Below are 26,420 nucleotides of genomic sequence, written 5' to 3'. Positions count from 1 at the left end.
CTACCCGACCTCCAGGAAGCGCAGCACCGCCATCACCCGGCGGTGGCTGTCCTCGGCCTGCGGCAGTTCGAGCTTGGTGAAGATCGAGTTGATGTGCTTGGCCACCGCGCTGTCGCTGACCACCAGCGAGCCGGCGATCGCCGCGTTGGAGCGGCCCTCCGCCATCAGTGCGAGCACGTCGCGCTCGCGCGGGGTCAGCTTCTCCACCGGGTCCCGGTGCCGGCGGCGCACCAGCAGCTGGGCGACCACCTCCGGGTCCAGCGCGGTGCCGCCCTCGGCGACCCGCTGGAGCGCGTCCACGAAGTCGTCGACGTTGGCGACCCGCTGCTTGAGCAGGTAGCCGACGCCGCTGGTGTTGGTCGCCAGCAGGTCCGCGGCGTAGCGCTCCTCCACGTACTGGGAGAGCAGCAGGACGGCGGTGTCCGGCCACTGCCGGCGGATCACCATCGCCGCCTTCACCCCCTCGTCGCTGAAGCCCGGGGGCATCCGGACGTCGGCCACCACCACCTTCGGGCGGTGCTCCTCGACGGCGGCCAGCAGTTCGGTGGCGTCCCCGACGGCGGCCACGACCTCGAAGCCCACCGCCTCCAGGACCTTGACCAGGCCGACCCTCAGCAGGACCGAGTCCTCGGCGATCACAGCGCGCACGGCAACTCCACGGTGATGGTGGTGGGGCCCCCGAGGGGGCTGAGAACGGACATCGTGCCGTCGACCGAGGCGGCGCGCTTGCGCAGACCGGTGAGCCCGGTGCCGCGCGAGGCGTCCGCGCCGCCCACGCCGTCGTCGCTGATGACCAGGCGCAGCCGGCCGCCGGTCGTCCGCACCGAGAGGTCGACCCGGCGGGCCCTGGCGTGCTTGGCCACGTTGGTGAGCGCCTCGGAGACGGTGAAGTAGGCGACCGCCTCGACGGTCGGGGCGATCTGCTCGGAGAGGTCGACGTCCAGGCGCACCGGCAGCGGGGCGCGAGCGGCGATGCCGGACAGCGCCGCGTCCAGGCCGCGGTCCTCCAGGACGGCGGGGTGCAGGCCGCGGACCAGGTCGCGCAGCTCGTCGATGGCCGCCTGGGCCTCCTCGTGCGCGTCGATGATCACCTGCATCACCTCGGGCGGCACGTCCTTGAGGGTGCGCCGGGCCAGGCCCAGGTTCATCGCGAGGGAGGTGAGCCGCTGCTGGGCGCCGTCGTGCAGGTCGCGCTCGATCCGGCGGCGCTCGGCGTCCACCGCGTCGACCAGGCCGGCCCGGCTCTCGGCGATCTCCTCGACCCGCCGCTCCAGCGCCTCCGCCCGGTCCGGGCCGAGCAGCCGCCGGGCCACCCACACCTCCAGCCGGGCCAGCTGGGTGCCCGACAGCGGGAGCACCGCCAGCAGCAGCACCCCGCCGAGGGTGAGCAGGACGTCCTCCCCGGCGAGGCCGGTGCGCAGCGCGGTGCCGGCGGGCAGCAGCCAGATCCAGCCGTACACGGTGGCCAGCACCACGGCGGCCGCCCAGGCGTACAGCACCACCAGGGCGCCCGCCGCCAGCAGCGGGCCGGCCACCAGGTGGTGGAGGACCTGGCGCCAGGTCACCCCGAGCAGCCAGACCCGGCGCCCCGTCGGCGGGCGCAGCCGCGGCACCTCCACCCCGTACAGGGCGCGCAGCCGGCCGCGTTGGACGGCGGTCAGCGGGTGGGTGCAGAGCAGGACGGCGGCGAGCACCGGGAAGAGCAGCTTCGACTCGGTGACGGCCAGCCAGACCGGCAGCGCCACGGGTATCCCGGCGGCGGTGAAGCGGACGTCCCGCCAGACCTCGGGCGACCACGGGGGGCGCCGGAGGCTCCTGACGAACGCTCGGCGCAACGTGGTGGAGGGCATGGCCGACAGCGTAGGGCCCGGTGATCACGAGCCGCCATGAAGGGGGGTTCCCGATGGGGGTGTAGCTAGCTACACCCCCGATTCGGTGTGGAGCACCACCGACAGGAGGGGGGTCCGGGCGGAAGGCTTGAGGGCATGACGAGCACTGCACCGCACTCCGCCACTCCGCCGCACGGGCGGCCCGGCCCCGGGAGTGCCGCCGGAGCGGCGGCGGCCCAGGAGGCGCTGCCGGAGCGGGCGCTGCCGGCAGGAGCCCTGCCGGAGGAGACGCTGCAGGAAGGGGAGCTGCCGGAGGGCGCGCTGCCCGCCGGGGCCGGCCCCTGGTCGGTCCGCTGCGTCGCGTCCGGCCGCGGCCGCGCCGCGCTGGAGCTGTACCAGTACGGGGAGTTGGCCGACGTCCTGGTCGCCGCCCGGCTCACCCCGCACCTGCTGCGCGGGGCCCGGCACTGCCCCTCCGCCGGGCGGAGCCGGCACGTGCTGGCCTGGGGCCGGCTGGCGGCCGACGGCACGGCGCCCGCGGTGGTGTTCATCGGGCGGCGGCCGTTCCGCCGGGTGTGCTCGACGGCCGAGGCGGTCACGGTGGCCGACCGGTTCTGGGTCGCCTGGGCCGAGGGGCCGTTCGACGCGGTGCGGGTCGAGCACACGGCGGGCGGGGCCGCCGAGCGGCTGCCGCTGGAGCGGGTCCGGGAGCGCGGCCGGGGTGCGGCGTGAGCGGCACCTTCGCCCTTGCCCTCGGCCCCGCCCGTTCGTCCGTCCTGCCCGCGCGCTTCGCCCAGGTCCCGGTCCTGGCCGCGGTCGCGCTGCTGCCCTGGCTGGCGGTCCTCGCCGTCTGCCACGAGACCCCGTGGGTCGTGCTCGACCTCACCGAGTTCGCCGCCCTGCTCTCGCTGGACGCGCTGCTGCGCCGCCGCAGCCCCGCCGCGCTGTGGGCGGGCGCGGCGGTGGCCCTGCTGCTCACCGGGGACGCGCTGGCCGACATCGCCTGCGCCGGGCCGGGCCACGCGGTGCTCGCCGCGCTGGTCATGGCCTCCTGCATAGAACTGCCGCTCGCCGTGGTGTGCCTGCGGCTCGGGCGGGACGCGGCGGTACGGGGCTGAGGCACGTCGACGCCGCCCGGCCGACGCGAGCCCGAGGAACTCCCTAGGCCCCGGTGGGCAGGCGGTCCATCAGCGCGCGGGTCTCGTCGTCCAGCGGGGTGTACGTGATCATCCGTGTCCCCAACTGCGGGCTGAGCCAGAAGTTGGTGTACTCGCAGCGCAGCAGCCCGACGTCCGGCACCTGGAAGCGCTTGATCCCGTTGCCCGGCCGCATCACGTCGTGCCGCTGCCAGACCTCCGCGAAGTCCGGCGAGGCCTTGAGCAGCCGGGCCAGCAGCGCCTTCCAGGCCGGCTCCGAGCTGTGGTCGGCCATCGCCGAGCGGAACCGGGCCACCATGCCGAGGCGCTCGGTGCGGTAGTCGATCAGCACCTCGCGGAACTGCGAGGGCGTGAACGCCATCCACATCAGGTTCCGGTCCTCGGGAGCCATCCGGTCGAGGTCGCCGACGACCGCGGTGTACTGGGCGTTGTACGCCAGCACCTGGTAGCGGGAGTTGAGCACCACGGCGGGGTACGGCGCCAGCCGCTCCAGCAGCAGCCGCACGCTCGGGGTCACCGAGGGGCACTCCTTCACCGGCGCCGGGTCGTCCGTGCCGGCCAGGGTGAACAGGTGGGCGCGCTCACTCGGGTCCAGCAGCAGCGCCCGGGCCACCGCGTCCAGCACCTGGGCGGACACCTGGATGTCCCGCGCCTGCTCCAGCCACGTGTACCAGGTCACCCCGACCGCGGCGAGCTGGGCGACCTCCTCCCGGCGCAGCCCCGGTGTCCGGCGGCGGCCGGTCATCGGCAGGCCCACCTGCTCGGGCCCGAGGCGCTCGCGGCGGCTGCGCAGGAACGCGGCCAGCTCGTGCCGACGGGCTTCGCCGGGGGCGCTCCGGCGCTGTGCGGCGCTGTGCGCGGCGTCTTGCGCGGCGGGGGTCATCAGGCTCATGCTCCCCAGCATGCGCCAGCCGTAAGCCTGTTGCCAGGTACTTCTTATACCTGGATAACCACACTCTGGTACCAGGGTACGGCGCGGCGGATCGTAGGACCCGTGACCCAACCACTCACCGTCGCCCCCGCATCGAGCCGCGCCGCCACCACCCCGGGCAGCGCGGCCGCCCGTACCTCCGGCACCGGGCCGGCCGGCTCCACCGGTCCTACCGGTCCCGCCACCGGCTCCACCGGTCCCGCCGCCACCCTCGGCACCGCCGGACTGGTCACCGTCCTGCTCGGCGCCTTCCTGCCGATGCTCGACTTCTTCATCGTCAACGTCGCCCTGCCCACCATCGACCACGACCTGGCCGCCGGACCCGCCGTCCTGGAACTGGTCGCCGCCGGCTACGGCATCGCCTTCGCCGTCCTGCTCGTCCTCGGCGGACGCCTCGGCGACAGCTACGGCCGCCGCCGGCTCTTCGTCATCGGCGCCGTCGCCTTCGCCCTCACCTCGCTGGCCTGCGGCCTCGCCCCCGGCGCGTGGTCCCTGGTCGCCGCCCGGGCCGCCCAGGGCGCCTCGGCCGCACTGCTGATCCCGCAGGTGCTCGGCACCATCACCGCCGCCACCGAGGGCGCCCGGCGCGGCCGCGCGCTCAGCGTCTACGGCGCCGTCGGCGGGATCTCGGTGGTGATCGGGCAGGTGCTCGGCGGGATGCTGGTCGCCGCCGACCTGTTCGGCACCGGCTGGCGCTCGGTGTTCCTGCTGAACGTGCCGTTCGCGCTGCTCGCCGTGGTGCTCGCGGTCCGCTACGTCCCGGAGAGCCGGTCCACCACGGCCGCCCGGGTCGACGTCCCCGGCACCGTCCTGCTCACCGCCACGCTGCTCTCCCTGCTCGTCCCGCTGATGGAGGGCCGGGCCGCCGGCTGGCCGCTCTGGTCCTGGGTGCTGCTGGCGCTGTTCCCCGTCTTCGCCGTCGCCTTCGGTGTCGTCGAGCGGCGCGCCGAGCGGCGCGGGGACACCCCGCTGGTGCCGCCGTCCCTGCTGCGCATCCCGGAGATGCGGCGCGGCCTCGGCATCGCGCTCCCCTACTTCGCGGGCTTCGGCGGCTTCATGTTCGTCATCGCGGTCGCCCTCCAGCAGGGCCTCAGGCTCGGCCCGGTCGCGGCCGGCTGGGCGCTCGTCCCGATGGCCGTCGGCTACTTCTCCGCCTCGCTCGCCGGCCCGCGGCTGATCGGCCGCTGGGGCAGCCGGGTGCTCAGCGCGGGCGCCGTCGTCCAGGCCGCCGGCCTCGCCACCCTCGCCCTGACCGTCCTGGCCGACTGGTCGCACTTCTCCCCGCTGCGGATGGCCCCGGGCGTCGCCCTCGCCGGCATCGGGCAGGGCCTGATCGGCACCCCGCTGTTCCGGGTCGTCCTCGCCAAGGTGCCCGCCGCCCGGGCCGGCGTCGGCAGCGGCGTCCTCGCCACCGGCCAGCAGTCCAGCCTCGCGCTCGGCGTCGCCACCCTCGGCACCCTTTACCTCTCCCTCTCCCCCGTCCTCGGCATGGACCGCGCGCTCGCCCTCTGCCTGGGCATCCAGCTCCTCGGGTCCTTCACCATCCTGTACCTGACCACCCGCCTGCCCCGCTCCATCGGCTGAGCCGTGGCTCCGGGGGCTCCGGGGGCCGGTTCACGGGTTCCGAGCTCCGGACTCCTGCGGCGGTGGACGGCCTCGCGACCGGTACGACCGGTCGCGGGGCCGTCAGCGTTCCCAGGGCCGTCGGCGTTCCCGGCGCCGGCCCTCAGCGCGGGAGCGCGTCGAGCCAGCGGCCGACCAAGGTGCGGACGGTATCGGCGGCCTCGACCTGGGGGTTGTGGCCGACGCCGTCGAGGACGGCGGCGGCCATCCGGGGGTAGTGGTCGAGCAGGGCGAGCTGGTCGCGCCAGCCGACCAGGGCGTCCTGCCGGGTGGTGACCAGCAGGTGGCGGCCGCGGTGCCGCGCGGCCCGGTGCTCGGGCCAGTGCGGCAGCAGGAAGTCGGCTTCGAGCTCGGCGGCGGCCGCCCGGTCGTGCGCCTCCCAGCCGGGCCGGACGTACCGCTGGAACAGCTCCCAACTCGGGCCGGTGTGGCGGGCCATGACGTGCCGGAACAGGTCGCGGTCGGCCGCCGGGAGACGGGCGAGGAGGTCCTCGTCGCGTTCGACCACGGACTCCTCCGGCAGGTCGCGGTCGGCACCCCAGCGCACCACCGGCACCAGCAGCGCCGAGCCCAGCACCTGCTCGCCGAAGCGCGCGGTCACCGCCCGGGCCAGCTGGCCGCCGAAGGACTGCCCGACCACGGCGAAGGGCCGCCTGCCGACCTGGGCCTCGATCCACCCGGAGAGCGCCTCGGCCAGGGCGGCCGCCGAGGTCGGGCCCGACAGCCGGGGGCTGGCGCCATGGCCAGGGAGGTCGAGGTAGAGGCGCCGCCAGCCGGGGCGGTCGGCGAAGGCGGGTTCGAGCGGGAGCAGGACGCGGTGGTCGACGGTGTAGCCGTGGATCAGGACGATCGGGGTGCCGTCGCCGAAGGCGGTGTGGTGGATCGCGGGAGCGGTCGCGACGGTCGTGTCGGTCGCGGCGACGGCGTCGTTCAGGTCGGTCGTGTCGGTCATGACGGCAGCGTCCAACCCTGACACCCGTGGCAAGGTCAAGCCGTCGAGTCCGGGTGGTGGATCAGGAGAGGCCCTTGACCACGTCCAGGTACTCCCGGATGGCGTCCCGGTTGCGTGTCAGGCACAGGATCCGGCGGGTCATCCGGTCCGTCTCGGACTCCAGGGTGGCGAGCATCTCCGGTGTGGCGTCGGCGAAGTGGATCGTCCGTGGGGCGTCCAGGCAGGGCAAGATCTGCTTGATGATCCGGGTCGGCAGCCCCGCGTCCAGCAGCCCGCGGATCTGCAGCACCCGGTCCACGAGGTACTCGTCGTACGCGCGGTAGCCGTTCGCCTCACGGCGCGGTGTGATCAGCCCCTGCTGCTCGTAGTAGCGCAGCAGGCGCGGAGTGGTCTCCGCCCGCCGGGCGAGCTCGCCGATGCGCATGTGTGACCACCCTCACCCCGGGCCGGCGCCATCCCGGCTGGACCTTGACACGAATGTCAACGATAGACGATCGGGCCCATGCCCACTCCCGAACTCCGCACCCCCGCACAGCCGGTGGCCCCCGTACCGAGGCTCCCCTGGCCCGCACTGCTGGCCATGAGCACCGCCGGATTCGTCACGATCATGACCGAGGCCCTGCCCGCCGGAGTACTGCCCGCGATGAGCGCCGACCTCGGCGTCGGCCAGTCCGCTGCCGGGCAGTCCGTCACCCTCTACGCCGTCGGCTCCATCGCGGCCGCCATCCCGCTGACCGCCGTCACCGGCCGCCTGCCACGCAAGCGCCTGCTGCTGGTCGCCGTCGGCGGCTTCGCCGCGGCCAACGCCGTCACCGCCGTCTCACCCGACTACCCGCTCACCATGGCCGCCCGGTTCGCGGCCGGCCTGGTCGCGGGACTGCTCTGGGCACTACTGGCCGGGTACGCCCGCGGCATCGTCGCGCCGGAACAGCGCGGACGGGCGATGGCCGTCGCCATGGCCGGCTCGACCGTCGCCCTGTCGGTGGGCGTGCCCGCCGGCACCCTGCTCGCCGGCCTGGTGGGCTGGCGGGTCACCTTCGGGCTGATGAGCGTGATCGCCGTGGCACTGACCGGCTGGATGCTGCTCGCGCTCCCGCCACTGCCCGGCCGCGCCGACCAGGCCCGCGTCCCCGTCCGACGGGTGCTGCGGACGCCGGGCGTGGCCACCGTCCTGGCCGTCACCGCGACCTTCGTGCTCGCCCACAACGTCCTCTACACGTACGTCGCCGCCCTGCTCGCGCCGCTGGGGCTCGACGGCCGGACGGACACCGTCCTGCTCGTCATCGGACTGTCCTCGCTGGTGAGCATCCTCGGCACCGGCGCCCTCATCGACCGGTACCTGCGCCCCCTGACCATCGCCGCCTCCGTCCTCCTCGCGGCCGCGGCCCTGCTCCTCGCCGCCGCCCTGCTCGGTTCGACCGGCCGGCCCGCCTACGCCGCCGCCGCGCTCTGGGGCCTCGGCTTCGGCGGCGCCGCCACCCTCCTCCAGACCGCCGTCGCCGACGCGGCCGGCCTGGCCGGGGACATCGCCCAGTCGCTGCTCGTCACCTGCTGGAACCTCGGCATCGCCATCGGCGGCCTGGCCGGCGGCCTCCTCCTCGACCACGCCGGGCCGACCGCCCTGCCCTGGTCCGCCCTCGTCCTGCTGGCCGCCGCCCTCACCACCACCATCGGCGGGCGCCGGCACGGGTTCCCGGGGCATGGCGGCACTCGTTCGTGTGAAGTCGACGCACATTCCTCGTAATCGCCGCACGCCTGGCTCTACCGTGAGTCGTATGACAGCCAGAGTCCGCATCCGACAGCTCCAGCAGCACGCCAGCGAGTTGATCGACCGGGTCGCGGCCGGCGAACGCGTGGAGATCACCCGCAACGGGCGGCTGATCGCCGTCCTCGCGCCGCCCGACCCGGAACAGCGGGTGCTGGAGGACCTCGTTCGAGACGGCACGATCGCCCCCGAGAACGCCGCCACCGCGCGTGGCCTGGCCGACTGGACGTTGCCCGAATCCGGCGCCGGGCTCGCGTCGGCCGCCGACGCCCTGCACGCCATGCGGGAGGAGGAAGGCCATTGATCTACCTCGACTCACGCGCGATCCTCAAACTTCTGGTGCCTGAGGACGAATCCACCGCACTGCGCACGTTCCTCTCCTCGCACGGCTCCGAGGGCCACGCGACCAGCGCGCTGGCCCAGGTCGAGGTGCCGCGCGCGCTGATCCGGGTCGGCGCACCACAGGAGTTGCTGGACGCGTCGGTGGACCTGTTCGACCGGCTTCTCCGCGTCCGGCTCTCCGAACCCGTCCTCAGGGCCGCCTGCCAGTCCCCCACCCGACACCTCCGCACCCTCGACGCCATCCACCTCGCCACTGCCGAGCACCTCGAGCACGCGCTCACCGCCTTCATCACCTACGACAAGCGCCTGGCCGACGCAGCCGAGGAGCGAGACCTGCCAGTGGTCGCGCCCGGACGGCCGACCGACTCCCGGTAAGCGGGCGCCCGGGCGCCCTTGGCCACGTCGGCGCCGGACGGTGGCACCGGCGGGCGGTGACCGGCTCGCTGCCGCGCTTCCACGAAACCAGGCAGTGATACCTGTCGACGTCGTAGCCGCGGTCGGGGAACAACCGCCGCGGCCGTTGGCGCGGCCGACCGTCTTCCCACGGATGCGCGGAATCGCGTGCGGCAGTGGCGGCAGCAGCAGCCGGGTGACGTCGTGGCGGTGGCCGGCGGTGTGCCCCGGCCGGCGGTGACCACGTGATGCTTCAAGCGGCCGGGCGCGGCCGCTCCCTGGCCTGGTGCCGGTCCCCGCGGTCGGCGCCGGCAGGCCATGCCCGAGCCGAAGCCGGGCTCCCGCGGCGGCCAATCCCCTTGGATCCAGGCATGCGACACGAACAGGCTCCCCTGCGGACAGCCCCGGTCGCCCGGCGGCCGACGGCCTGGCTTGCGAAGCCGGTGCGGCCGCACCGGTAGCAGCGGCTCGGCCCGGCCACGGCGGTCTCTGCCCCGCAGGGCTTCCGTCCCTACTCCCTCGTCGCCAGGGAGGCGACGAAGCGGTCCAGGCGGGAGGTGACCTGCCGCAGGACGTCGATCGAGCCCAGGGGGTCGTCCGGCAGCTCCAGACCGTGGTCGGCGGCGGGTACTTCGAGGACCTCGTGTCCGGTCGATTCGGCGGTCCGGCGGTCCCACAGCTTGTCGGCGCCGCCGCCGACGAGGAGGGTCGGGGCTTCGGCGCGGGCGAGGGCGCGGGCGACCGGCTCGGAGGTCAGGACGGGGGTCAGCCAGGCTGCGGCGAGGCCGCGGTCGGCGGCGACGCCGCAGGCGAAGGAGGCCAGGGACTTGCCGACGAGCAGGCGGCAGGCGCCGCGCTCGGCGTCGACGGCCTCGGCGACCTGCCGCTCGACCCAGGCGGTCCGGTCCTTCGGCTCGAACGCCCGGAACTCGTCCGGGAGTTGCCACCACAGCTCCTGGACCGTCCAGCCGTGCCGGAGGAGCACCGAGCGGGCGAAGTGGAGGAGGGGCCTGGCGGGCGTGTACCCGATGCCCGGGACGACGAGCGCGACACGGTCGGGGGCTCCGTCGAAGCGGGTGGGGACGGCGAGCGGGGAGGGATCCGGCATGGGCGCAGGGTACGTGGCCGGTCGCTGTGACGTGATGTCAACCCTGACCATCGTCAGGGGCATTGCTTGACTTTCGGGTCGGGTGCCAAGGGGGTCTCGGCCTCTACCGTCCGGACCATGACGTACACGGACAGGAATTCGAGGCAGACCGGCGCCGCCAGGGCCACCGCCAGGCCCAGGGCCAAGCCCAGGGTGAGGCCCAGGCCCGTCCTCGCCGTGGCCCTGCTCTGCGCGGGGGCCGGGGTGGTGGCGTGGCTGGCGCCGGAGCGGGGTGGCGGGGCGGGGCCGGTGCGGGTGTCGGCCGGGTGGTCGGCCGGCGGCTACCGGCGGGTGGCGGAGGCCGTCGGCGAGGCCCCGCACGCGGTGGCCTCGCTGCTGGAGCCGGCCACCGAGGTCGGGCTGCTGGTGCTGGGTCTCCTGCTGGTGTTCTGCTGGTGGACGGCCCGGGCCCGGCGGGCCGCCGGGGTGGTCGCGGGGGTGGCGCTGGTCGGGCTGGGCACGGTGCTGGCCTACGGGGCGAGCGAGGTGCTGAAGGTGGTCCTCGACGAGGAGCGGCCCTGCCGGGCGCTCACCGGGCTGCCGGGCACGGCGGTCGCCGCGTGTCCGCCGCCGGGCGACTGGTCCTTCCCCAGCAACCACGCCACCCTGGCGGTCGCGCTGGCCACGGGGCTGGTGCTGCTGCGCCCGCGCTGGGCGCTGCTGGTCATACCCGTCGGCGGCGCCACGGCAGCGCTGAGGGTGGCGGCCGGGGTGCACTACCCGCATGACGTGATCGCCGGTGCCGCGCTCGGCGGCACGGTCACGGCGGCGGCGGTCCTCGCCCTGCGGCCGGCGGCCACCACCGCCATGACGGCCCTGGCCGGGGTGCCGGTCCTTGGGCGGCTGCTGTCGGCACCGCCGATACCGTCGGCCCCGGGCTCGGGCTCAGGCTCCAGCTCAGGCGCGGGTTCCGGCTCCGGCTCCGGCACCGCCCCGGGCGCGGCGGCCTCAGTCCCGTGGACCGCCCGCGCAGGTCGCGCCGAGGGTCAGTCCGGCCTCGTGCGCGAGGACGGCGGCGGCCGCCCGGTTGGCCACGCCCAACCGGGCCAGGATGGAGCTCACATGGGCCTTCACGGTGCCTTCCACCACCCCCAGCCGACGGGCGATCTGACCGTTGGACAGCCCGGCGGCGATCAGCGTCAGCACGTCCCGTTCCCGGGTGGTCAGGGCGGCCACCTGCTCCCGGGCGCCGGCACGCCGGTCGGCGGGGCCGCCGGCCCCGGTGGCGGCCAGGTGGGCGACCACCCGGGCGGCCACTTTGGGTGAGAGGTAGGCCGCCCCTCCGGCCACCGCGTGCACCCCGGCGAGCAGTTCCTCGGGCTCGCCGGACTTGATCAGGAAGCCGTTCGCGCCGCCGCTGAGCGCGCGCAGGATGTAGTCGTCCTCACCGAAGGTGGTCAGCATGAGTACTCCGGTGGCCAGGCCGTTCCGGCGGATCTCGGCGGCGGCCGTGATGCCGTCCGTCCCGGGCATCCGGATGTCCAGTACGGCGACGTCCGGCCGGTGGCGCCGGACCAGTTCGACGGCCTCCCGGCCGTCCCCGGTCTCGGCGACGATCTCGATGCCCGGGTCGGTGGCGAGCACCGCGCGCAGTCCCGCGCGGATCATGGGCTCGTCGTCGGCGAGCAGCACCCGGATCGGTGCGGTGGTCATCGGTGGCTCCTGTCGGTCGCTCGGTACGGAGGTGGTGGGGAAAGGGAGTTGCGGCGGGAGCGCGGGAGGTGGAAGGCCGGAAGACAGGGCTTCAGGAGACGAGCACGTCCCGCGAGACCAGCCGGGAGTCCTGGAAGCAGAGCCGGTAGGCATCGCCGGCCCGGTCCACGAACAGCTGGGCGGTGATGGCGTAGTACACGCACGAGACCCCTTCCCCCGGCGGCGGCGCGGGCGTCGCCGGCCCGCTCGGCGGGCGGTACGGCAGCCGGTGGCCCGGCAGCAGACGCTCGACGGAGGCCTGGTCCTGCCCCATCTGGAGGGCGGCGTAGACCTCCGGCTCCAGCACCGACAGGCTGACCACGTAGAGCGTCCATACTCGCAGCGCCACGGTCAGCAGTACGGCCGTCCCCAGCGGGACGAGCACCACGGCGGCCAGCGTACGGCCCACCCTGCGCCGCGCCCGTCGCAGCTCGCGCACCGGCGACGACGGGGCGGCGGGCGGCAGCGGGACGGGCCCGGCGGCGCGGCGCGGCAGAGTGGCCTCGACCTCGAACCCGCCGTCCGGGCGGGCGCCGTGGGCGAAGGTGCCGCCCGCGAGCCGGACCCGCTCGGCCAGCCCGACCAGGCCGCGGCCACCGGTGGGCGGCACGGCAGGCGTCGAGGCGGACCTTCCCGCGGGTGCGGCGGACGTGCCGACGAACGCTCCGGTGAACGTTCCGGTGGGCGTTGCGCCGCGCGGGGTTGACGCAGGTGCCGAGCCCGTCGCCCGGGCGACGGTGAACGCGGGCGCAGGTGCGGGCATGGGCGCAGATGCAGGCATGGGCGCGGGCACAGGCCCGGGGCCGTTGACCACCCGGAGGCGGGCGCCGTCGGCCGAGTACGCCACCTCCACGGTGACGGCCGCTCGTGGTGCGTGCTTGGCGGCGTTGGTCAGCGCCTCCTGCACCACCCGGTACGCGGCGTGCTCGGTGGCGCGCGGGAGCCCGTCCGGCTCACCGGTGATCTCCGAGCGGACGTCCAGGCCGGCGGCGGCCGCCTCGGCGACCAGGTGCGGGATGTCCGAGTCGGCCGGTCCGTGGGCCGCGCGGGCGGCGCCACCGCTCTCGTCCCCGTCGCACAGGATGCCGATCACCTCGCCGAGCCGGTCGACGGCGGCGGCCGCGCCCGCCCGGATCTCCTGGACGGCCTCCCGGTGGGGCGGGGCCAGGTCGGGGGCGAGCTTGAGGGCCCCGGCGCGCAGGGCGATCAGGCTGAGGTCGTGGCCGAGGGCGTCGTGCATGTCCTGGGCGATCCGGGCCCGTTCGCGCAGTCGGGCCTGCTCGGCGACGAGTTGCTGCTCGCGCTCCAGCCGCTCGGCCCGCTCCCACCCGGCGCGCACGAGTTCCTGCGACTGCCGCCAGAACCGGCCCAGCAGCCAGGGGCCCATCCCGGTGCTCACGGCGAGCGCGACGAACCGCAGCCCCAGGACGATCCAGGAGGGCACCGCCCCGACCACCAGCACCCCGGCCGCGACCAGCACGGCGAACACCACTGCCGCCGGCCGCACCCGTTGCATCCGCAGCCCGGCCAGGAAGGAGAACCCGATCGCCGGCAGCGCCCACCAGAGGCTCGTGACACCGAGCCCGATACACACCGACGCCACCACGGGCAGCGCCGCCCCACTCATCCGCATGCCCACGACCCTACGAGGGCCGCCGCCGCACCGGATCTGTCGAAAGTCATGCCCGAGGCGCTCCGCCCGGCACCCCGAGCCCCATTCCCCGGCCCTGAAAATAGTAGCCATGGACATAGCAGCTATGTACTGTATCTGCCGTGAGTTCAACAGCTGAGGGCGCCACCGCAGGATTCCTGGTCTGGCGCCTGTCGATGAAGTGGCGGGTGGCGGTCGACCGGGCGGTCGCACCGCTGGGTCTGACGCACGCCCAGTACGCGGTGCTGGCCTCCCTGTACGGCATGTCGCGCTCCGGGCTGCGCCCCAGCCAGCGCCGCCTCGCCGACCACACGGGCCTCGAAGCGCTCTACGTCTCCAAGCTCGCCCGCGCCCTGGAGGCCGCCGGGCTGGTGGCCCGCACCCGGGACCCGGACGACCCGCGCGCCATGCAGCTGTCGCTCACCGAGCAGGGCGGCGACGTCACCCGCCGCGCGATCACGGTGGTCCAGGGCCTCCTGGACCAGCTGCTGGCGCCACTCGGCGGCCAGGACAGCCCCCGCGCCCGGGAGTTCACCCGCGAACTGGCCGCCCTGCTCGACGCACCTCTGGATCCGCCGCACGCCGAGACCGTCGAGAACGCCGAGGAGCCGTCATGACCACCGCCGCCGCGCCCGACACCGCCACCAACACCGCCACCACGGCCAACGCCGCACCGGCCACGGCCCCCACCGCCCCCACCGCCCCCACCGCCCCCACCGCCGTCAACGGCCGGGTCATCGCCCTGGCCCACTACGCGGCGCGCGCCCTCCTGGAGGGCGTGCTGGACCGCCACGGAGCGACCTTCCACCAGAGCGTGACGCTCCGGGTCGTCGCGGTCGCGGGCGGCTCCATCGCCCGGGACGCGCTCGTCCGCGACGTCACCGGCTCGCTGAAGGCCGAGGAGTCGGTCGTCCACGGCGTGATCGGGGAACTGACCTCCGCCGGGCTGCTCTCGCAGGACCCGGCGGAGGCGTCCCGGCTGCACCTCACAGCGGCCGGCCGCGAACTCTACGAGCGCACCACCACCGAGGCCGCCGGGATCACCGCCCGCCTGTACGCCGGCATCCCGGCCGAGGACCTCGCCATCGCGGGCCGCGTCCTGGCGCTGGTCACGGAGCGCGCGAACGCCGAACAGGCCCGCCCCTGACGCCCCGTACGGTCGCCGGAACAGTCGGCCGTCGCGACGGTCTGCCGTCCCGACCACCCGACTGTTCCGACTGTTCCGACGACTCGGGTGCGACCGCCCTACGCCCGTGAGATAAAGGTTGGACGCATTCGAACGGGGGGAAGGTGACGGTATGGTCTTCGTCACGGTGTTCCTGGTCGCGCTCGTCGGCGCCATCGTCGGTGCCACGGCCTTCCTGGTACTCCGGGAACGCGCGCGGCGGCACCAGTCCGACAACGCCGAGGGAATGCTGATCGAACAGCACCGGACGGCTCACGCCACGCGCATGCGGGCGACGTACTCCAGCGTGTCCGTCCACCACGGGAACGGTGTGATCGGCGACGAGGGGAACCACCACCGCTCCTGACCGCTCACGGCCCGGTCACCACCTCAGCGGCACAGGGCGGCGTCGACGACGCCTTCGAGGTGCCGGGTGACGGCGTAGTCGGCCGGGATGGTGGTCATCGCGATGTTCACGGCACGGCCGTCGTCGGTGGCGCCGCCCCGGGTCTCGTAGCCCGGGATGTCGCCGCCGTGCCCCCAGTAGACCCCGCCGCAGGTGAGCGTCCGGCTGAAGATGCCCAGTCCGGCGGCCATGCCGTCGCCGACCGGGACGGTGGTACGCATCTGGGCGAGTTGGGCCGCGGGCAGCAGGCGGTCCGGGACCAGCAGTTCGGTGAAGAAGCGGTTGAGGTCCGAGTTGGTGGAGATCATCTGCCCGGCCGCCCAGGCCGCCGACGGGTCCAGCTCCGTGAAGTCGGTCAGCGGCGCGTCGGCGGAATCCCTGCGGTAGCCCTTGGGGTGGGCCTCCCGGATCGTCCGGTCGCCCACGGCCGGGAAGTAGGTGTGCCGCAGCCCGACGCGCCGGATGATCCGCCGGTCGATCTCCTCGGCGATCGGCCGTCCGGTCACCCGCTGGACGATCAGGCCGGCCAGCACGTAGTTGGTGCTGCTGTAGCCGAACTTCTCCCCGGGCGCGAAGGCGGGCTTCTGCCCGAGGGCCATGTCCAGCAGCTCCCGGGGCTCGAAGTACCGGGTCCGCAGGGCGGTTTCCTCCAGCAGCCCCTCGTAGTCGGGCAGTCCGCTGGTGTGCTGGAGCAGCTGCCGGACGGTGATGCCGTGCCCGTCGATGCCCTCTCCGCGGACCAGGCCGGGGAGGTAGGTGTCGACGGAGGCGTCGAGGTCGACCTTCCCCTCCCCGACCAGCTGGAGCACGACGACGGCGGTGAAGGTCTTGGTGTTGCTGCCGATCCGCACCTGCCCGTCGACGGGGACCTTGGCGCCGGTGGCCAGGTCCCCCACCCCCGCGGTGTAGTCGCGGGTCCGGCCCCGCCCGTCCCGGACGGTCGCGAGCGCGGCGGGTATCCCGTCCGTCCGCACCAGCGCGTTCAGTCCCTGCTGCACGGCGTCCGAAGAAGCCGCGGCCGGCGCGGCCGCCGGTGCCGCCATGGCGGACGGTGCCGACGCCCCGACGGCCGCGACGGCCCCGACGGTCGAGAGCGTGAGGGCGAGTGCCATGTGGCGGATGCGCGAACGACGCACGGGTCAACTCCTGTGGAATCGTGGGGGGTAGGAAACCCCCGGTCACGATCGCCAGTCTGTCCGCGCGACGGCCGGCCGACCTCCCCCGATCGAGGGAGCACCTTTCCCTCCCGACTCCCCTCCGACGACTCCCGTCCGACTCCCCTCCGACATCAGGGCTGAGTCCGACGCCCCTCCGGCATCAGGGCCGAGCGGGCCCGCGCAGCGGCAGCGTCCGGCTGTAGACGACGCTCGTGGTGGTGCTGCCGAAGCCGGCCAGCTCGTCCACCAGGGTCTCCAGGTGCTCCATGGAGGTCGCCGCCACCTTGAGGGTGTAGCAGTCGTCGCCGGTGGTCCGCAGGCACTCCAGGACCTCCCGCCGCTCGGCGAGCAGTCGCCGCAGCGGCTCGTGCCGGTTGCCCGGGTACTTCAGCCGGACGACGGCGAGCACCGGGTAGCCGACCTTCGCCAGGTCCACCGTCGCGTGGTAGCCGGTGATGACGCCCAGCGACTCCAGGTTCCGCACCCGTTCCGTGGTCGCCGACGGGCTGAGGGACACCCGCCGCCCCAGCTCGCTGAGCGAGATGCGGGCCTCCTGTTGCAGCTGCTCGATGATCGCCCAGTCGGTGTCGTCAAGATTCACGGCCATGGCGCGAATCTACCGGGAAATCCCCGGCGATCCGCAGGTGACAGAGGGAGGATGCCGTTCCGTCCGCCATGATCACGGGGATAGCCTCGATCCATGCAACTTGGCCTCAACGTACCGAACTTCGGCCCCGGGACCGACCCCGGCGTGCTGCGCGAGTGGGCCCGGACCGCGGAGGGCCTCGGCTTCGACCTCCTCATGGTGTCGGACCACGTCGCGGTGACCCCGGACGTGGCCGAGCGGTACCCGGAGCCGTTCTACGAGCCGTTCACCACGCTGTCCTGGCTCGCCGGGACCGCCCCCGGCCTGCGGCTGGGCACGACCGTCCTCGTCCTGCCCTACCGGCACCCGCTGCTGGTGGCGCGGACGGCGAGCACCCTCGACCGGCTCAGCGGCGGCCGGTTCGTCCTGGGCGTGGGGATCGGCTGGGCGCGCCGGGAGTTCGAGGCCCTCGGCGTGCCGTTCGGCGCCCGCGGCAGACTGACCGACGAGTACCTGGCCACACTGCGGGACACCTGGGCGGGCGAACCGGGCCACCGGCCGGTACCGGTGTGGGTCGGCGGCCACAGCGAGGCGGCGCTGCGCCGGGCGGTCCGGTTCGGCGACGCCTGGCACCCGCTGCGGCTCCCCGTCGCCCGGATGCGGTCGGTCCTGGCCGAGCACCCGGTGCCGGGGTTCGCCCCCCGCATCGCCCTGCGGCTGACCACCGCGCCGGTCGACGACCCCGAACGGCCCGCCGGCGTCGGCACCCTCGACCAGGTCCTCGACGACCTGCGCCAGTTGCGCGACCTCGGGGCCGAGACCGTCGTGTTCGACCCCTACCACGGCGATCCGGAGGACACCCGTCGTCCGCGGCAGGCCTGGCGGACCCTCACCACCGTCTCCACCCAATGGAGGACCGCGTGATCACCGAAGCCGACGAGGCCCTGCTGCGCCGCGCCATCGCCATCGCCGCCCACGCGGTCGCCCTCGGCGACGCCCCGTACGGCTCCCTGCTGGCCGGCCCGGACGGCGAGGTCCTCGCCGAGGCCCACAACACCGTCCGGCGCGACGACGACATCACGGCCCACCCCGAACTGAAACTCGCCCGCTGGGCCGCCCGCGAACTCTCCCCGGACACCGCCGCGCGCACCACGATGTACACCAGCTGCCAGCCCTGCGGCATGTGCGAAGGGGGCATCCTCCGCTCCGGCATCGGCCGGGTCGTGTACGCGCTCGCCACGGAGCAACTCGTCGAGCTCAACCCCGACTCGGGCGCCTGGCCGGCGGTGCCGACGGACGGCCCCGCCCTGCCCGAGGAGGCCCGGGCCCCGGTCGCGGCCTACTACCGGCGCACCTGACCACCGGCCCCCCGCGCCGGATCCGCTCCCGTCCGCCCGCACCCCGGCGAGGAATGTCAGTGGCACCGGGGACACTCGGTGGCCCGCGCCGTCGAGCAGGAGAGCCCGCACATGCCGATCCACATCGCCGGCCGTCGCCGTACGGCGGCCGCACTGACCGCCGCGTTCCCCGGCGCGGAGATCGTCGACGTCACCTCCAGGGCGCCGGACCCGTGGGTGCGGCTGAGCCCGTTCTACCCGCACGGCGGCATCCCGGTCCCCTACGGCGACGGCGCGACCAGCCAGTCCGTGGAGGGGATCTGGCAGGCCCTCAAGGTCTTCCGGGACGCCGATGTCGACCCCGCCAAGCTGCACGTCACCTCGATGAAGGGCCTCAAGCGGACGGTGCGCCGCTTCGGCCCCGTCCAGGGCCACCGGACCGGCCTGCACGGCGACCGGCTCCTGTCGTACGAGACGGCCCGCCGCCGGATCTACCTGCCGGCCTACCGATGGGTCCTCGAACACCGCGCCGCCGACCTGGTCGAGCGGCTCCGGGAGAAGGACGAGGTCGTACTCCTGGACTACACCACCAACGGCGACGTCGCCGACCCCACCAGCCCGCTCTCCCACGCCGCGCTCGTCCGGCTGTACGCGGAGGGCCGCTGGCCCGCCGAGGACGGCACGGACCCGCACCCCGAGTAACCCCGGGGTGAGCGGTGGGCGGTGGAGCACCGAAGCCGTGCCGCCGGAGGGTGGGCTGATGATCATTCACTGAGTAGGGTGAATCACCGGACCGTGGGCAGCCGTTCGCACGCCGCCCTCGCGCGTCCGCAGGTGACCGCCGGCGCCTGCCACGCACGAAGCAGTCCCCGCGGCCGGCCAGTGCGGCGCAGGGGACCGGAAAGTGAGCAGTAGACAGATGCAACCCACCTTCGTCCTGGTCCACGGGGCTTTCGCGAACTCCTTCTCCTTCGCGCCGCTCCAGGCCGAACTCGGCCTCCTCGGACACCGTTCCGTCGCCGTCGACCTCCCCGGCCACGGCTTCGCCGCGACGTACCCCCGGGCCTACCAGGCGCCGCAGGACCTCGAAGGGCTCGCCATCGCCCCCGGGGCCATCAAGGGCGTCACACTCGCCGACAACGTCGCGCACCTCATCGGGATACTGGAGCGGGCCAAGCGGAACGGGCCCGTCGTCCTCGTCTCCCACAGCCGCGGCGGCCTGACGGCCACCGCCGCGGCCAACCAGCGGCCCGACCTGGTCGACCGCATCGTCTACGTCTCCGCCTGGTGCCCCGTCGACCTCGACATCAACGCCTACTACGCCGAGCCCGAGATGGCCACGGCCGACGCCGCGGGGCTGATGGCGGCGCTGGTCGGGAACCCAGCCGAACTCGGTCTGCTGCGCATCAACTTCCGCACCGCCGACCCCGGCGTCCTCGCCTCCTTCAAGGCGTCCTTCCTCGCCGACGGCACGGACGACGAGTTCATGCTCTTCCTCAACACCTTCCAGCCCGACGAGAACCTCGACACCGGCACCCCCGACGACCGGGCCCGGCCCGACACCTGGGGGCGGATCCCCAGGTCGTACGTCCGGCTGGCCGAGGACGCCGGCATTCCGCTCGCCATGCAGGACCGCATGATCCGCGAGGGCGACGCGCTGACCCCGGAGAACCCCTTCGACGTCCACACGCTCCCCGGCAGCCACCTGAAGTGGCTGGTCGACCCGGCGCCGGCGGCCCGGCTCCTGGGGGACATCGCCGCGCTGCTGCCCGCCTAGTCCTGACCGGAGCCGGAGGCCGTCCGCCGCGTCGATCCCGGCGTGGGCGGACGGCCTCGCGGCCCCGACCCGCTCCGGCCCCACCCCGAGGAGGACGATGAACCCCGACGGCCCGCGGAACATCCTGGAGGTCGGCTCCCCGACCGCCGCCGCCCACCCGCCGTACGACGGGGTCCGCGCCACCGACCCGGTCCGCCTGATCCCCTACGGCTGGGTTCGGCAGACCAGGCCCGGCGGCACCGTCTCGGCCGTCCTCGGCACCTGGCAGGAGGGCGCCGGCCGGGTCGAGCTCACCGTGCTCCCCGACGGCACCGCCGAGGGCCGGGTCACCGGCCGGGCCGCCGTCCCGCGCCCGTCCCGCCCGCCGTTCCTGCCCGGCTGGTCCGGTGCCGACGGCACCGGGCGTCCGACCGACACCTCCCCCACCCTCCTCAACGACCCGACGCCCGCCTTTCTCGTCCAACTCGCCTTCCCCGAGGCATGGTTCTGGGTCACCACGGGCGAGGACCTGGAATCGGTCTACTGTCTCTCCGTCCCCGGCGCCTCCGCCCAGGTCCAGGACGACACCTACGGCTGGACGGTCCACCAGGGCGGCCGGCCCGCCCTCTGGAACGAGATCGAGCGGCTCCTCGCCGCCTGGCAGGAGGCCGGGCGCCCCGACCTCACCGCCGTCCGGCTCCGCGTCACGGCGGACACCCAGACGGCGTGGGTACCCGGACACCCCGCCCTGCGGTGGGAAAAGCGGTTGGTCTGACCGCGCCACCGGGCTGACAATCGCCGGATGACCGACGACCAGAGTGAGTTCCGCCGGCGCCGCGCGGCCCGCATGACCTGCGAGCGCTTCCTCTCCACCGACCGCGTCCTCAGCATCCGCGAACGCCTCGCCCAACTCGCCGCCCTGGACGGTCTGGACGTCCTGCCCGACTTCTACGGCAGCGACGGGCCGGTGCGGCAGCTGGAGGAGCGGACCGCCGCACTGCTCGGAAAAGAGGACGCGGTCTTCTTCCCCACCGGGACGATGGCCCAGCAGGTCGCCCTCCGCCACCACGCCGAACGCACCGGCAACCCGGCCGTGGCGCTGCACCCGCTCAGCCACATCGAGCGGCACGAGCGGCACGCCTACACCCAGCTCACCGGCCTGCGCGGCCTCTGGCCCACCACCGAACAGCGCCAGCCGACCCCCGGGGAACTCCACGCGGTCGGCGAGCCCTTCGGCACCCTCGTCGTCGAACTCCCGCTGCGCGACCCCGGCTACCTCCTCCCCACCTGGGACGAGCTGACCGCCCTCGTCGCCGCGGCCCGCGAGACCGGCGCCCGGGTGCACTTCGACGGCGCCCGGCTCTGGAACACCACGGTCCACTTCGACAAGCGGCTCGACGAGATCGCCGCCCTCGCCGACAGCGTCTACGTGTCCTACTACAAGGACCTCGGCGGCATCAGCGGCGCCGCCCTCGCCGGCGACAAGGCCCTCACCGCCTACGCCCGCACCTGGCGCCACCGCTACGGCGGCCAGCTCTCCCAGCAGTGGCCGGCCGCCCTCGCCGCCCTCCACGGCCTGGACACCGCCCTCCCCCGCATCCCCGCCCACATCCACCACGCCGCCACCGCCCTCACCCCGGCCCTGGCCGCCCTCCCCGGCGCCCGCCTCTACCCCGAGGTGCCGCCCACCCACGAGTACCAACTCTGGCTCCCCCACCCGGCCGAGGCCCTCAACGCCGCCCACCTGGCACTGGCCGAGGAAGAGGGCATCTGGTTCGTCTCCCACTGGGAGGACGCCGCCCCCGGCCTCGCCGTGGCCGAAGTCAGCCTCGGCGAACCGGCCCTGGGATGGACGGCGGACGAGGTGACGGAGGTCGGCCTGCGCTTCCTGGACATGGCCGCCAAGGCCTGACCGGGGAAGACTCGCCGGGTCACCACCCCGAGGGTGATTCACCGCGAAACGGTTCGCGGCACCCACCCCTTCATGTCAGACTGACGATATGAGCGAGATGCACGTGGGGGACCTGTCCACCGTCCGCAGCCGCGAGGAGTTGGCCGTGGCGATGGCCGACGGGGTGCGGCCGAAGTGGGTGATGTTCTGGGGGCACACCGAGCGCAAGGGCGGCGGGACCCGGCAGGAGTGCCTGAGCCAGTGGTGGCCCGGCGAGTTCACCGTCGACGGGGTCGCGTACGCCTCCGCCGAGCACTGGATGATGGCCGGCAAGGCCCGGATGTTCGGTGACGAGGAGATCGTGCGGCAGGTGCTGGCGGCCCGCACGCCCGCCGAGGCGAAGAAGCTGGGGCGGCTGGTCAAGGACTTCGACGAGAAGGCCTGGGTGGACGGCCGGTTCGAGCTGGTGGTGGCGGGCAACGTCGCGAAGTTCGGGCAGGACGAGGCGCTGCGCAGCTACCTGCTGGGCACGGGTGACCGGGTGCTGGTCGAGGCCAGCCCGGTGGACCGGATCTGGGGCATCGGGCTCGCCGCCGACGACATCCGGGCCCAACAGCCCGCCGAGTGGCGCGGGTTGAACCTGCTCGGCTTCGCCCTGATGGAGGCGCGGGCACGACTGGCCGCATGAGCGGGATCGCTCCGCTGCTGGACGGGACGGTCGTGGCCTCGGCCGCCGCCGCCCTGTTCCTGGCGCCGAGGGTGCTGCGGCGGGAGGCCGGGCCCGCGCGGCGCGGGCGCTCGTACGGGCCGGAGCCGGTGCTGGCGGCCGTCGTCGCGCTGATCTACCTCAACCAGGTGCTCGTCGCGGTCTACGTGAACCGCGTCCACCACGGCGACGTCTCCTTCATCACCCGCTACCTCCAGCCCGGCTGGTTCGACGTGCCCCGCCTCGACGCCCTCGCCGCCCGCTTCCCCGCCCCGGAGCTCCTCGCCCCGTCCGTCCTGCGGGTCCAGGCGTTCCTCGAACTGCCGCTGGTACTGCTGGCGTTCGTCGCCGTCGTCCGCCGGCTGGACCGCGCGCTGTACGTCCGGCTGGCCCGCTCGCCGCTGGTCCCGTTGGCCGCCGCCTCGTACACGGTGGCGTTCTGCGCGGTGGAGTGGGACCTGCGGAACCCGTACACCGTGGACGACCTCGTCCTGCGTACGCTCGCGGCCTGCCTCACCCCTCCCCTGATCGCCTGGCTGGCCCGACGCGAAACCGGAGCCGAGCCCGGAGCCGAAGCCGAACCCGAGGCCAAGCCCGTACCCGAGCCCGGACCCGCCCGCGGCCTGTTCCGCTTCGCCCTCGACCTGTGGGCGTACGGCCAGCTGATGCTGGTGCTGTACGACACCGCGCTGCTCTACAACCTCGCCCGGATCGGCGACCATCTCCCGTCTGCCGCGGCCGCGTTGGCGGTGCTCGTCGCCACCCGCACCGTCCCGCCCCGAGGCCCGCGCCCGCAACCCGGCCCGTACACCGCCGCCCTCGCGGGGACGATCGGTCGGGCGCTCGCGCTGTTCCTCGTCCCCGCCCTGTCGATCCGCTACTCGGAGTCCTTCGGCACTCCCGAACTCGCCGCCCTGGCAGGGCTCCTGGTGATCGGCGCGGCGGCCCGCCGGGACGCACCACGGCTCCTGCTGCCCGCCCTGGCGGGCGCGGTGGTCGGATACGCCGTCGCGGCCCTCGCGCCCGGCCCGTACTACGAGGCGACCCTCCTGCGGAGCGCGACCGGCGCACTTCTCGCAACGACCGCCCTCTGCGCGCTCCTTGACACCACTCGGGCACGACTGGTCGTGCGCTCGTAACTCCCCAGCCACATACTGTCGCCAAGATGTCACGCAGTCAGGGTCCGGATGGACAGGTTGGGGCGATCATGCGCATGCGGCCGACGGAACAACCCGCGGGCGGGCAGCCGGAGGGCGAGCTGCAGGCCGCCGAACTCCGCGCGGAGCTGGACGAATTACTCCGCGCGAGCCGCTACGCGAGCCAACGCGAACGGCGCCTGAACGAGGCGATCCGGGCGACCCCGGGCCGTCAGCGGCCGGACGGGGAGCTGCTGCGCCAGCTCGCCCAGGCCCGGACCCTGCGCGAGGGCCTGGGCGCCCGCTGCCTCCAACTCAGCGACCAGCTGGAGGCGTTGGAGAGCCGGATCCGCCACCAGCACCAGCCGCCACCGCCACCGCCACCGCAGCAGCACCAGCACCCCCAGCAGCAACAGCCGGCCCCGCAACCGCCGCGACAGCACCACCAGCCACCCCGGCACCAGGCCCCGCCGCCGCCCGTCCGCCCCGACCTCGGCGCCCTCACCGAGCGGATCACCGCCCTCCACCGGGCCGGCTCCCTCGCCGAGGCCACCGAGGTGATCGACACGGCCGCCGCCCGCCTCACCTCCGCCGACGCGGCGCTGCTGGTCGGCATGCTGGCCCGGTACGGCCCGACCGGCGGCTCGCTCCACCTCGCCCGCAGCATCGCCCGGACCGCGCCCGACCACTCCGTCGCCGTGCTCGCCGAGCTGCGCGAACTGGGCCTGGCCGAGGAGGCGGCCGAGGTGTTCCACGCCTTCTGGGGCTACCCGGCCGCCTCCGTGCCCGGCCTGCTCTCCGCGCTGGACCAGGCCGGACTGGCCGCCGACAGCGCGACCCTGCTCTGGGAGTGGGGGTCGGCGCCGATGCCCGAGCTGACCTCCCTGGCCGCCTGCCTCCAGCAGCACGGCCGCGCCGACGACGTCCGGACGCTGCTGCGCCAGGCCGCCGGCCGCTCCACCGCCGACCTCGCCGCCCTCGCGACCGGACTGCCGCCCGCACTCGCCACCCTCCTGCTGGGCGAACTGGCCGTCCTGCGCCCGCCCGCCGAGGTGGTCGGGCTGGCCACCGCCCTGGACGGCGCGGGCAACTCCGAGCTGTACGCGCAGCTGCTGGCCGCGCTGCTCGCCGACGAGGCCCGCCACCGCACCACCCTCGCCGCCCTGCGCACCGCCGGCCTGCCGACCCGCCCGCCCGCGGCCCCGCGCTCCCGCTGGGGGCGCCGGTAGCGGCAGCACCGGCAGGCGGCCCGAGGGCAGGCCCGAGGGCGGGGCCGAGGACAGGGCCGCAGGCAAGCGCAGGAGGCGCACCAAGGGCCCCGAAGCCCCCCGGAACAGCAAGGGAGCCCCCGCCCGCCCCACCAGGGCGGACGAGGGCTCCCCGAGCAAAAGCTCGGCCACCCGCTGCTAGCAGCCGATCAGCCGCGCGCCCAGGTACGCCTTGACCTGGTCCAGCGACACGCGCTCCTGCGACATGGTGTCGCGGTCGCGGACGGTCACCGCGTTGTCCTCGAGGGTGTCGAAGTCGACCGTGACGCAGAACGGCGTGCCGATCTCGTCCTGGCGGCGGTAGCGCTTGCCGATGGCGCCGGCGTCGTCGAACTCGACGTTCCACGCGGTGCGCAGGTCGGCGGCGAGGCCGCGGGCCTTCGGGGACAGGTCGGCGTTGCGCGACAGCGGCAGGACCGCGACCTTGACCGGGGCCAGGCGCGGGTCGAGCCGCATGCCGACGCGCTTCTCCATGACGCCCTTGGCGTTCGGCGCCTCGTCCTCGAAGTAGGCGTCGATCAGGAAGGCCAGCATGGCGCGGTTGAGGCCCGCCGCCGGCTCGATGACGTACGGGAAGTACCGCTCGCCGGACTCCTGGTCGAAGTACTTCAGGTCCTGGCCGGAGGCCTCGCTGTGCACCCGGAGGTCGTAGTCGGTGCGGTTGGCGACGCCCTCCAGCTCGGAGAACTCGCTACCGCCGAAGTTGAAGCGGTACTCGATGTCCACCGTGCGCTTGGCGTAGTGGGAGAGCTTCTCCTTCGGGTGCTCGAAGAAGCGCATGTTCTCGGTGCGCAGGCCGAGGCCGACGTACCAGTCCCAGCGCTGCTGGAGCCAGTACTCGTGCCACTGCTCGTCCTCGCCCGGCTTGACGAAGAACTCCATCTCCATCTGCTCGAACTCGCGGGTCCGGAAGATGAAGTTGCCGGGGGTGATCTCGTTGCGGAAGCTCTTGCCGGTCTGGGCGATGCCGAACGGCGGCTTCTTGCGCGAAGTGGTCTGGACGGCCTTGAAGTTGGTGAAGATGCCCTGGGCGGTCTCGGGGCGCAGGAACGCCAGGCCGCTCGCCTCCTCGGTGACGCCGAGGTGGGTCTTCAGCATGCCCGAGAAGTCCTTGGGCTCGGTGAACTGGCCCTTGGTGCCGCAGTCGGGGCAGTTGACGTCCTTGAGGCCGTTCGGCGGCGGGAAGCCGTGCTTGGCCTCGTACTTCTCCTCCAGGTGGTCGGCCCGGTGGCGCTTGTGGCAGGAGAGGCACTCGGTCAGCGGGTCGTTGAAGGTGGCGACGTGGCCGGAGGCCTCCCAGACCTCGCGGGCGAGGATCACCGACGAGTCGAGTCCGACGACGTCCTCGCGGGCCTGCACCATCGCGCGCCACCACTGGCGCTTGATGTTCTCCTTGAGCTCGACGCCCAGCGGCCCGTAGTCCCAGGCGGCACGCGTGCCGCCGTAGATCTCGCTGCAGGGGTAGACGAAGCCACGGCGCTTGCTCAGGCTGACGATCGTGTCGATCTTGTCGGCGGCCACAGTGCTCTC

At 74.2% G+C, this 26,420-nt stretch carries 30 protein-coding genes and 1 pseudogene; 19 read left to right on the top strand and 12 right to left on the bottom strand.

Going from position 1 to position 26,420, the window contains the following annotated elements:
- Entirely contained in the window at window positions 1–648 is a 648-nt protein-coding gene (locus AMK13_RS00950) for a response regulator (protein ID WP_074000749.1), read from the bottom strand.
- Window positions 636–1,850, bottom strand: a complete 1,215-nt coding sequence (locus AMK13_RS00945) for a sensor histidine kinase (protein ID WP_074000748.1) — start codon at window positions 1,848–1,850, stop codon at window positions 636–638. The genes AMK13_RS00950 and AMK13_RS00945 overlap by 13 nt, the downstream gene beginning before the upstream one ends.
- 135 nt (window positions 1,851–1,985) lie before the next feature.
- Here AMK13_RS00945 and AMK13_RS00940 point away from each other — a divergent pair, with 135 nt between their 5' ends.
- Both AMK13_RS00940 and AMK13_RS00935 read left to right on the top strand, forming a co-directional pair.
- A complete protein-coding gene (locus AMK13_RS00940) occupies window positions 1,986–2,561 on the top strand; it encodes a hypothetical protein (protein WP_074000747.1) in 576 nt (191 codons plus the stop codon).
- On the top strand, window positions 2,558–2,947 hold the full coding sequence (locus AMK13_RS00935; protein ID WP_049657058.1) for a hypothetical protein: 390 nt from the start codon (window positions 2,558–2,560) through the stop codon (window positions 2,945–2,947). Before AMK13_RS00940 ends, AMK13_RS00935 begins: the two co-directional genes overlap by 4 nt.
- A 43-nt stretch (window positions 2,948–2,990) precedes the next feature.
- Here the strand turns inward: AMK13_RS00935 and AMK13_RS00930 are convergent, their stop codons facing one another.
- Complete coding sequence (locus tag AMK13_RS00930; protein WP_074000746.1) at window positions 2,991–3,869, bottom strand: helix-turn-helix transcriptional regulator; 879 nt, start codon at window positions 3,867–3,869, stop codon at window positions 2,991–2,993.
- Window positions 3,870–3,980: 111 nt separating this feature from the next.
- On the opposite strand from AMK13_RS00930, the gene AMK13_RS00925 reads away from it, so the two are divergent.
- Window positions 3,981–5,501, top strand: coding sequence for an MFS transporter (locus AMK13_RS00925; RefSeq protein ID WP_107418636.1), 1,521 nt, complete (start codon window positions 3,981–3,983; stop codon window positions 5,499–5,501).
- A 142-nt stretch (window positions 5,502–5,643) separates the two neighbouring features.
- Here AMK13_RS00925 and AMK13_RS00920 read toward each other — a convergent pair whose 3' ends face one another.
- Window positions 5,644–6,492 carry an alpha/beta fold hydrolase gene (locus AMK13_RS00920; RefSeq protein ID WP_079271728.1) on the bottom strand — a complete coding sequence of 283 codons (849 nt, stop codon included), beginning with the start codon at window positions 6,490–6,492 and terminating at the stop codon, window positions 5,644–5,646.
- Window positions 6,493–6,553: 61 nt separating this feature from the next.
- Window positions 6,554–6,916 carry a MerR family transcriptional regulator gene (locus AMK13_RS00915; RefSeq protein ID WP_074000745.1) on the bottom strand — a complete coding sequence of 121 codons (363 nt, stop codon included), beginning with the start codon at window positions 6,914–6,916 and terminating at the stop codon, window positions 6,554–6,556.
- 78 nt (window positions 6,917–6,994) lie between these two features.
- Between AMK13_RS00915 and AMK13_RS00910 the strand changes: the two genes are divergently transcribed.
- From AMK13_RS00910 to AMK13_RS00900, 3 genes are read left to right on the top strand one after another with little or no spacing between them, the layout of a single operon-like run.
- Window positions 6,995–8,236, top strand: coding sequence for an MFS transporter (locus AMK13_RS00910; RefSeq protein ID WP_074000744.1), 1,242 nt, complete (start codon window positions 6,995–6,997; stop codon window positions 8,234–8,236).
- Between the two features lie 31 nt (window positions 8,237–8,267).
- A complete protein-coding gene (locus AMK13_RS00905; RefSeq protein WP_074000743.1) occupies window positions 8,268–8,561 on the top strand; it encodes a type II toxin-antitoxin system Phd/YefM family antitoxin in 294 nt (97 codons plus the stop codon).
- Window positions 8,558–8,974, top strand: coding sequence for a type II toxin-antitoxin system VapC family toxin (locus AMK13_RS00900; protein ID WP_074000742.1), 417 nt, complete (start codon window positions 8,558–8,560; stop codon window positions 8,972–8,974). Before AMK13_RS00905 ends, AMK13_RS00900 begins: the two co-directional genes overlap by 4 nt.
- 529 nt (window positions 8,975–9,503) lie before the next feature.
- On the opposite strand, the gene AMK13_RS00895 is transcribed toward AMK13_RS00900, so the two are convergent.
- Together AMK13_RS00895 and AMK13_RS44405 are read right to left on the bottom strand one after the other, a co-directional pair.
- A complete protein-coding gene (locus AMK13_RS00895; RefSeq protein WP_074000741.1) occupies window positions 9,504–10,100 on the bottom strand; it encodes an alpha/beta hydrolase in 597 nt (198 codons plus the stop codon).
- Between the two features lie 320 nt (window positions 10,101–10,420).
- Complete coding sequence (locus AMK13_RS44405; RefSeq protein ID WP_241852751.1) at window positions 10,421–10,600, bottom strand: hypothetical protein; 180 nt, start codon at window positions 10,598–10,600, stop codon at window positions 10,421–10,423.
- Here AMK13_RS44405 and AMK13_RS44400 point away from each other — a divergent pair.
- A pseudogene (locus tag AMK13_RS44400) lies at window positions 10,524–10,859 on the top strand (phosphatase PAP2 family protein); the annotation flags it as partial. The gene AMK13_RS44405 and the pseudogene AMK13_RS44400 sit on opposite strands and share 77 nt — an antisense overlap.
- A gap of 228 nt (window positions 10,860–11,087) precedes the next feature.
- Here AMK13_RS44400 and AMK13_RS00885 read toward each other — a convergent pair.
- Window positions 11,088–11,792, bottom strand: coding sequence for a response regulator (locus AMK13_RS00885; protein ID WP_074000739.1), 705 nt, complete (start codon window positions 11,790–11,792; stop codon window positions 11,088–11,090).
- A gap of 91 nt (window positions 11,793–11,883) precedes the next feature.
- Complete coding sequence (locus tag AMK13_RS00880) at window positions 11,884–13,464, bottom strand: sensor histidine kinase (protein ID WP_198959295.1); 1,581 nt, start codon at window positions 13,462–13,464, stop codon at window positions 11,884–11,886.
- A 140-nt stretch (window positions 13,465–13,604) separates the two neighbouring features.
- On the opposite strand from AMK13_RS00880, the gene AMK13_RS00875 reads away from it, so the two are divergent.
- The 3 genes from AMK13_RS00875 to AMK13_RS00865 all read left to right on the top strand — a co-directional run bounded on the left by AMK13_RS00875 (window position 13,605) and on the right by AMK13_RS00865 (window position 15,014).
- On the top strand, window positions 13,605–14,099 hold the full coding sequence (locus AMK13_RS00875) for a MarR family winged helix-turn-helix transcriptional regulator (RefSeq protein ID WP_074000738.1): 495 nt from the start codon (window positions 13,605–13,607) through the stop codon (window positions 14,097–14,099).
- Complete coding sequence (locus AMK13_RS00870; protein WP_079271725.1) at window positions 14,096–14,629, top strand: winged helix DNA-binding protein; 534 nt, start codon at window positions 14,096–14,098, stop codon at window positions 14,627–14,629. Before AMK13_RS00875 ends, AMK13_RS00870 begins: the two co-directional genes overlap by 4 nt.
- 151 nt (window positions 14,630–14,780) lie before the next feature.
- Complete coding sequence (locus AMK13_RS00865; RefSeq protein WP_049656043.1) at window positions 14,781–15,014, top strand: hypothetical protein; 234 nt, start codon at window positions 14,781–14,783, stop codon at window positions 15,012–15,014.
- 23 nt (window positions 15,015–15,037) lie between these two features.
- On the opposite strand, the gene AMK13_RS00860 is transcribed toward AMK13_RS00865, so the two are convergent.
- Window positions 15,038–16,165, bottom strand: a complete 1,128-nt coding sequence (locus AMK13_RS00860) for a serine hydrolase domain-containing protein (RefSeq protein WP_079271724.1) — start codon at window positions 16,163–16,165, stop codon at window positions 15,038–15,040.
- A 205-nt stretch (window positions 16,166–16,370) separates the two neighbouring features.
- Entirely contained in the window at window positions 16,371–16,817 is a 447-nt protein-coding gene (locus AMK13_RS00855) for an Lrp/AsnC family transcriptional regulator (RefSeq protein ID WP_074000737.1), read from the bottom strand.
- Between the two features lie 93 nt (window positions 16,818–16,910).
- Here AMK13_RS00855 and AMK13_RS00850 point away from each other — a divergent pair, with 93 nt between their 5' ends.
- From AMK13_RS00850 to AMK13_RS00810, 9 genes are all read left to right on the top strand, one after another.
- The gene (locus AMK13_RS00850) at window positions 16,911–17,720 is read left to right on the top strand and encodes an LLM class flavin-dependent oxidoreductase (protein WP_074000736.1); all 810 of its coding nucleotides are present in this window, start codon (window positions 16,911–16,913) and stop codon (window positions 17,718–17,720) included.
- Complete coding sequence (locus AMK13_RS00845; RefSeq protein WP_074001150.1) at window positions 17,717–18,154, top strand: nucleoside deaminase; 438 nt, start codon at window positions 17,717–17,719, stop codon at window positions 18,152–18,154. The genes AMK13_RS00850 and AMK13_RS00845 overlap by 4 nt, the downstream gene beginning before the upstream one ends.
- A gap of 111 nt (window positions 18,155–18,265) precedes the next feature.
- Window positions 18,266–18,835: a DUF6939 family protein gene (locus AMK13_RS00840; protein WP_074001149.1), complete on the top strand. Its 570-nt coding sequence runs from the start codon at window positions 18,266–18,268 to the stop codon at window positions 18,833–18,835.
- A gap of 217 nt (window positions 18,836–19,052) precedes the next feature.
- On the top strand, window positions 19,053–19,910 hold the full coding sequence (locus AMK13_RS00835; RefSeq protein ID WP_074000735.1) for an alpha/beta fold hydrolase: 858 nt from the start codon (window positions 19,053–19,055) through the stop codon (window positions 19,908–19,910).
- Window positions 19,911–20,007: 97 nt separating this feature from the next.
- Window positions 20,008–20,664 carry a hypothetical protein gene (locus AMK13_RS00830; protein WP_074000734.1) on the top strand — a complete coding sequence of 219 codons (657 nt, stop codon included), beginning with the start codon at window positions 20,008–20,010 and terminating at the stop codon, window positions 20,662–20,664.
- 27 nt (window positions 20,665–20,691) lie between these two features.
- Window positions 20,692–21,801: a threonine aldolase family protein gene (locus AMK13_RS00825; protein WP_074000733.1), complete on the top strand. Its 1,110-nt coding sequence runs from the start codon at window positions 20,692–20,694 to the stop codon at window positions 21,799–21,801.
- A gap of 88 nt (window positions 21,802–21,889) precedes the next feature.
- Complete coding sequence (locus AMK13_RS00820) at window positions 21,890–22,468, top strand: NADAR family protein (protein WP_079271723.1); 579 nt, start codon at window positions 21,890–21,892, stop codon at window positions 22,466–22,468.
- Window positions 22,465–23,625, top strand: coding sequence for a hypothetical protein (locus tag AMK13_RS00815; RefSeq protein ID WP_074000732.1), 1,161 nt, complete (start codon window positions 22,465–22,467; stop codon window positions 23,623–23,625). The genes AMK13_RS00820 and AMK13_RS00815 overlap by 4 nt, the downstream gene beginning before the upstream one ends.
- 68 nt (window positions 23,626–23,693) lie before the next feature.
- Window positions 23,694–24,851, top strand: a complete 1,158-nt coding sequence (locus AMK13_RS00810) for a hypothetical protein (RefSeq protein ID WP_074000731.1) — start codon at window positions 23,694–23,696, stop codon at window positions 24,849–24,851.
- Window positions 24,852–25,028: 177 nt separating this feature from the next.
- On the opposite strand, the gene AMK13_RS00805 is transcribed toward AMK13_RS00810, so the two are convergent.
- Window positions 25,029–26,411: a glycine--tRNA ligase gene (locus AMK13_RS00805; RefSeq protein ID WP_030233601.1), complete on the bottom strand. Its 1,383-nt coding sequence runs from the start codon at window positions 26,409–26,411 to the stop codon at window positions 25,029–25,031.
- Window positions 26,412–26,420: the final 9 nt, after the last annotated feature.

This window comes from Streptomyces sp. CB02056 (genome assembly GCF_001905545.1).
GTDB lineage: Bacteria > Actinomycetota > Actinomycetes > Streptomycetales > Streptomycetaceae > Kitasatospora.
This window is presented reverse-complemented; position numbering and strand designations above follow the sequence as displayed.

Excerpts from the sequence above, each read along its gene's own strand:
- AMK13_RS00940 (WP_074000747.1), top strand. The coding sequence starts at position 1,986 with ATGACGAGCACTGCACCGCACTCCGCCACTCCGCCGCACGGGCGGCCC.
- AMK13_RS00915 (WP_074000745.1), bottom strand. The coding sequence starts at position 6,916 with ATGCGCATCGGCGAGCTCGCCCGGCGGGCGGAGACCACTCCGCGCCTG.
- AMK13_RS00840 (WP_074001149.1), top strand. The coding sequence starts at position 18,266 with ATGCCGATCCACATCGCCGGCCGTCGCCGTACGGCGGCCGCACTGACC.
- AMK13_RS00910 (WP_074000744.1), top strand. The coding sequence starts at position 6,995 with ATGCCCACTCCCGAACTCCGCACCCCCGCACAGCCGGTGGCCCCCGTA.
- AMK13_RS00830 (WP_074000734.1), top strand. The coding sequence starts at position 20,008 with ATGAACCCCGACGGCCCGCGGAACATCCTGGAGGTCGGCTCCCCGACC.
- AMK13_RS00835 (WP_074000735.1), top strand. The coding sequence starts at position 19,053 with ATGCAACCCACCTTCGTCCTGGTCCACGGGGCTTTCGCGAACTCCTTC.
- AMK13_RS00820 (WP_079271723.1), top strand. The coding sequence starts at position 21,890 with ATGAGCGAGATGCACGTGGGGGACCTGTCCACCGTCCGCAGCCGCGAG.
- AMK13_RS00885 (WP_074000739.1), bottom strand. The coding sequence starts at position 11,792 with ATGACCACCGCACCGATCCGGGTGCTGCTCGCCGACGACGAGCCCATG.
- AMK13_RS00825 (WP_074000733.1), top strand. The coding sequence starts at position 20,692 with ATGACCGACGACCAGAGTGAGTTCCGCCGGCGCCGCGCGGCCCGCATG.
- AMK13_RS00905 (WP_074000743.1), top strand. The coding sequence starts at position 8,268 with ATGACAGCCAGAGTCCGCATCCGACAGCTCCAGCAGCACGCCAGCGAG.
- AMK13_RS00930 (WP_074000746.1), bottom strand. The coding sequence starts at position 3,869 with ATGACCCCCGCCGCGCAAGACGCCGCGCACAGCGCCGCACAGCGCCGG.
- AMK13_RS00865 (WP_049656043.1), top strand. The coding sequence starts at position 14,781 with ATGGTCTTCGTCACGGTGTTCCTGGTCGCGCTCGTCGGCGCCATCGTC.
- AMK13_RS00870 (WP_079271725.1), top strand. The coding sequence starts at position 14,096 with ATGACCACCGCCGCCGCGCCCGACACCGCCACCAACACCGCCACCACG.
- AMK13_RS00945 (WP_074000748.1), bottom strand. The coding sequence starts at position 1,850 with ATGCCCTCCACCACGTTGCGCCGAGCGTTCGTCAGGAGCCTCCGGCGC.
- AMK13_RS00860 (WP_079271724.1), bottom strand. The coding sequence starts at position 16,165 with ATGGCACTCGCCCTCACGCTCTCGACCGTCGGGGCCGTCGCGGCCGTC.
- AMK13_RS00895 (WP_074000741.1), bottom strand. The coding sequence starts at position 10,100 with ATGCCGGATCCCTCCCCGCTCGCCGTCCCCACCCGCTTCGACGGAGCC.
- AMK13_RS00880 (WP_198959295.1), bottom strand. The coding sequence starts at position 13,464 with ATGCGGATGAGTGGGGCGGCGCTGCCCGTGGTGGCGTCGGTGTGTATC.
- AMK13_RS00850 (WP_074000736.1), top strand. The coding sequence starts at position 16,911 with ATGCAACTTGGCCTCAACGTACCGAACTTCGGCCCCGGGACCGACCCC.
- AMK13_RS00920 (WP_079271728.1), bottom strand. The coding sequence starts at position 6,492 with ATGACCGACACGACCGACCTGAACGACGCCGTCGCCGCGACCGACACG.
- AMK13_RS00815 (WP_074000732.1), top strand. The coding sequence starts at position 22,465 with ATGAGCGGGATCGCTCCGCTGCTGGACGGGACGGTCGTGGCCTCGGCC.
- AMK13_RS00855 (WP_074000737.1), bottom strand. The coding sequence starts at position 16,817 with ATGGCCGTGAATCTTGACGACACCGACTGGGCGATCATCGAGCAGCTG.
- AMK13_RS00810 (WP_074000731.1), top strand. The coding sequence starts at position 23,694 with ATGCGCATGCGGCCGACGGAACAACCCGCGGGCGGGCAGCCGGAGGGC.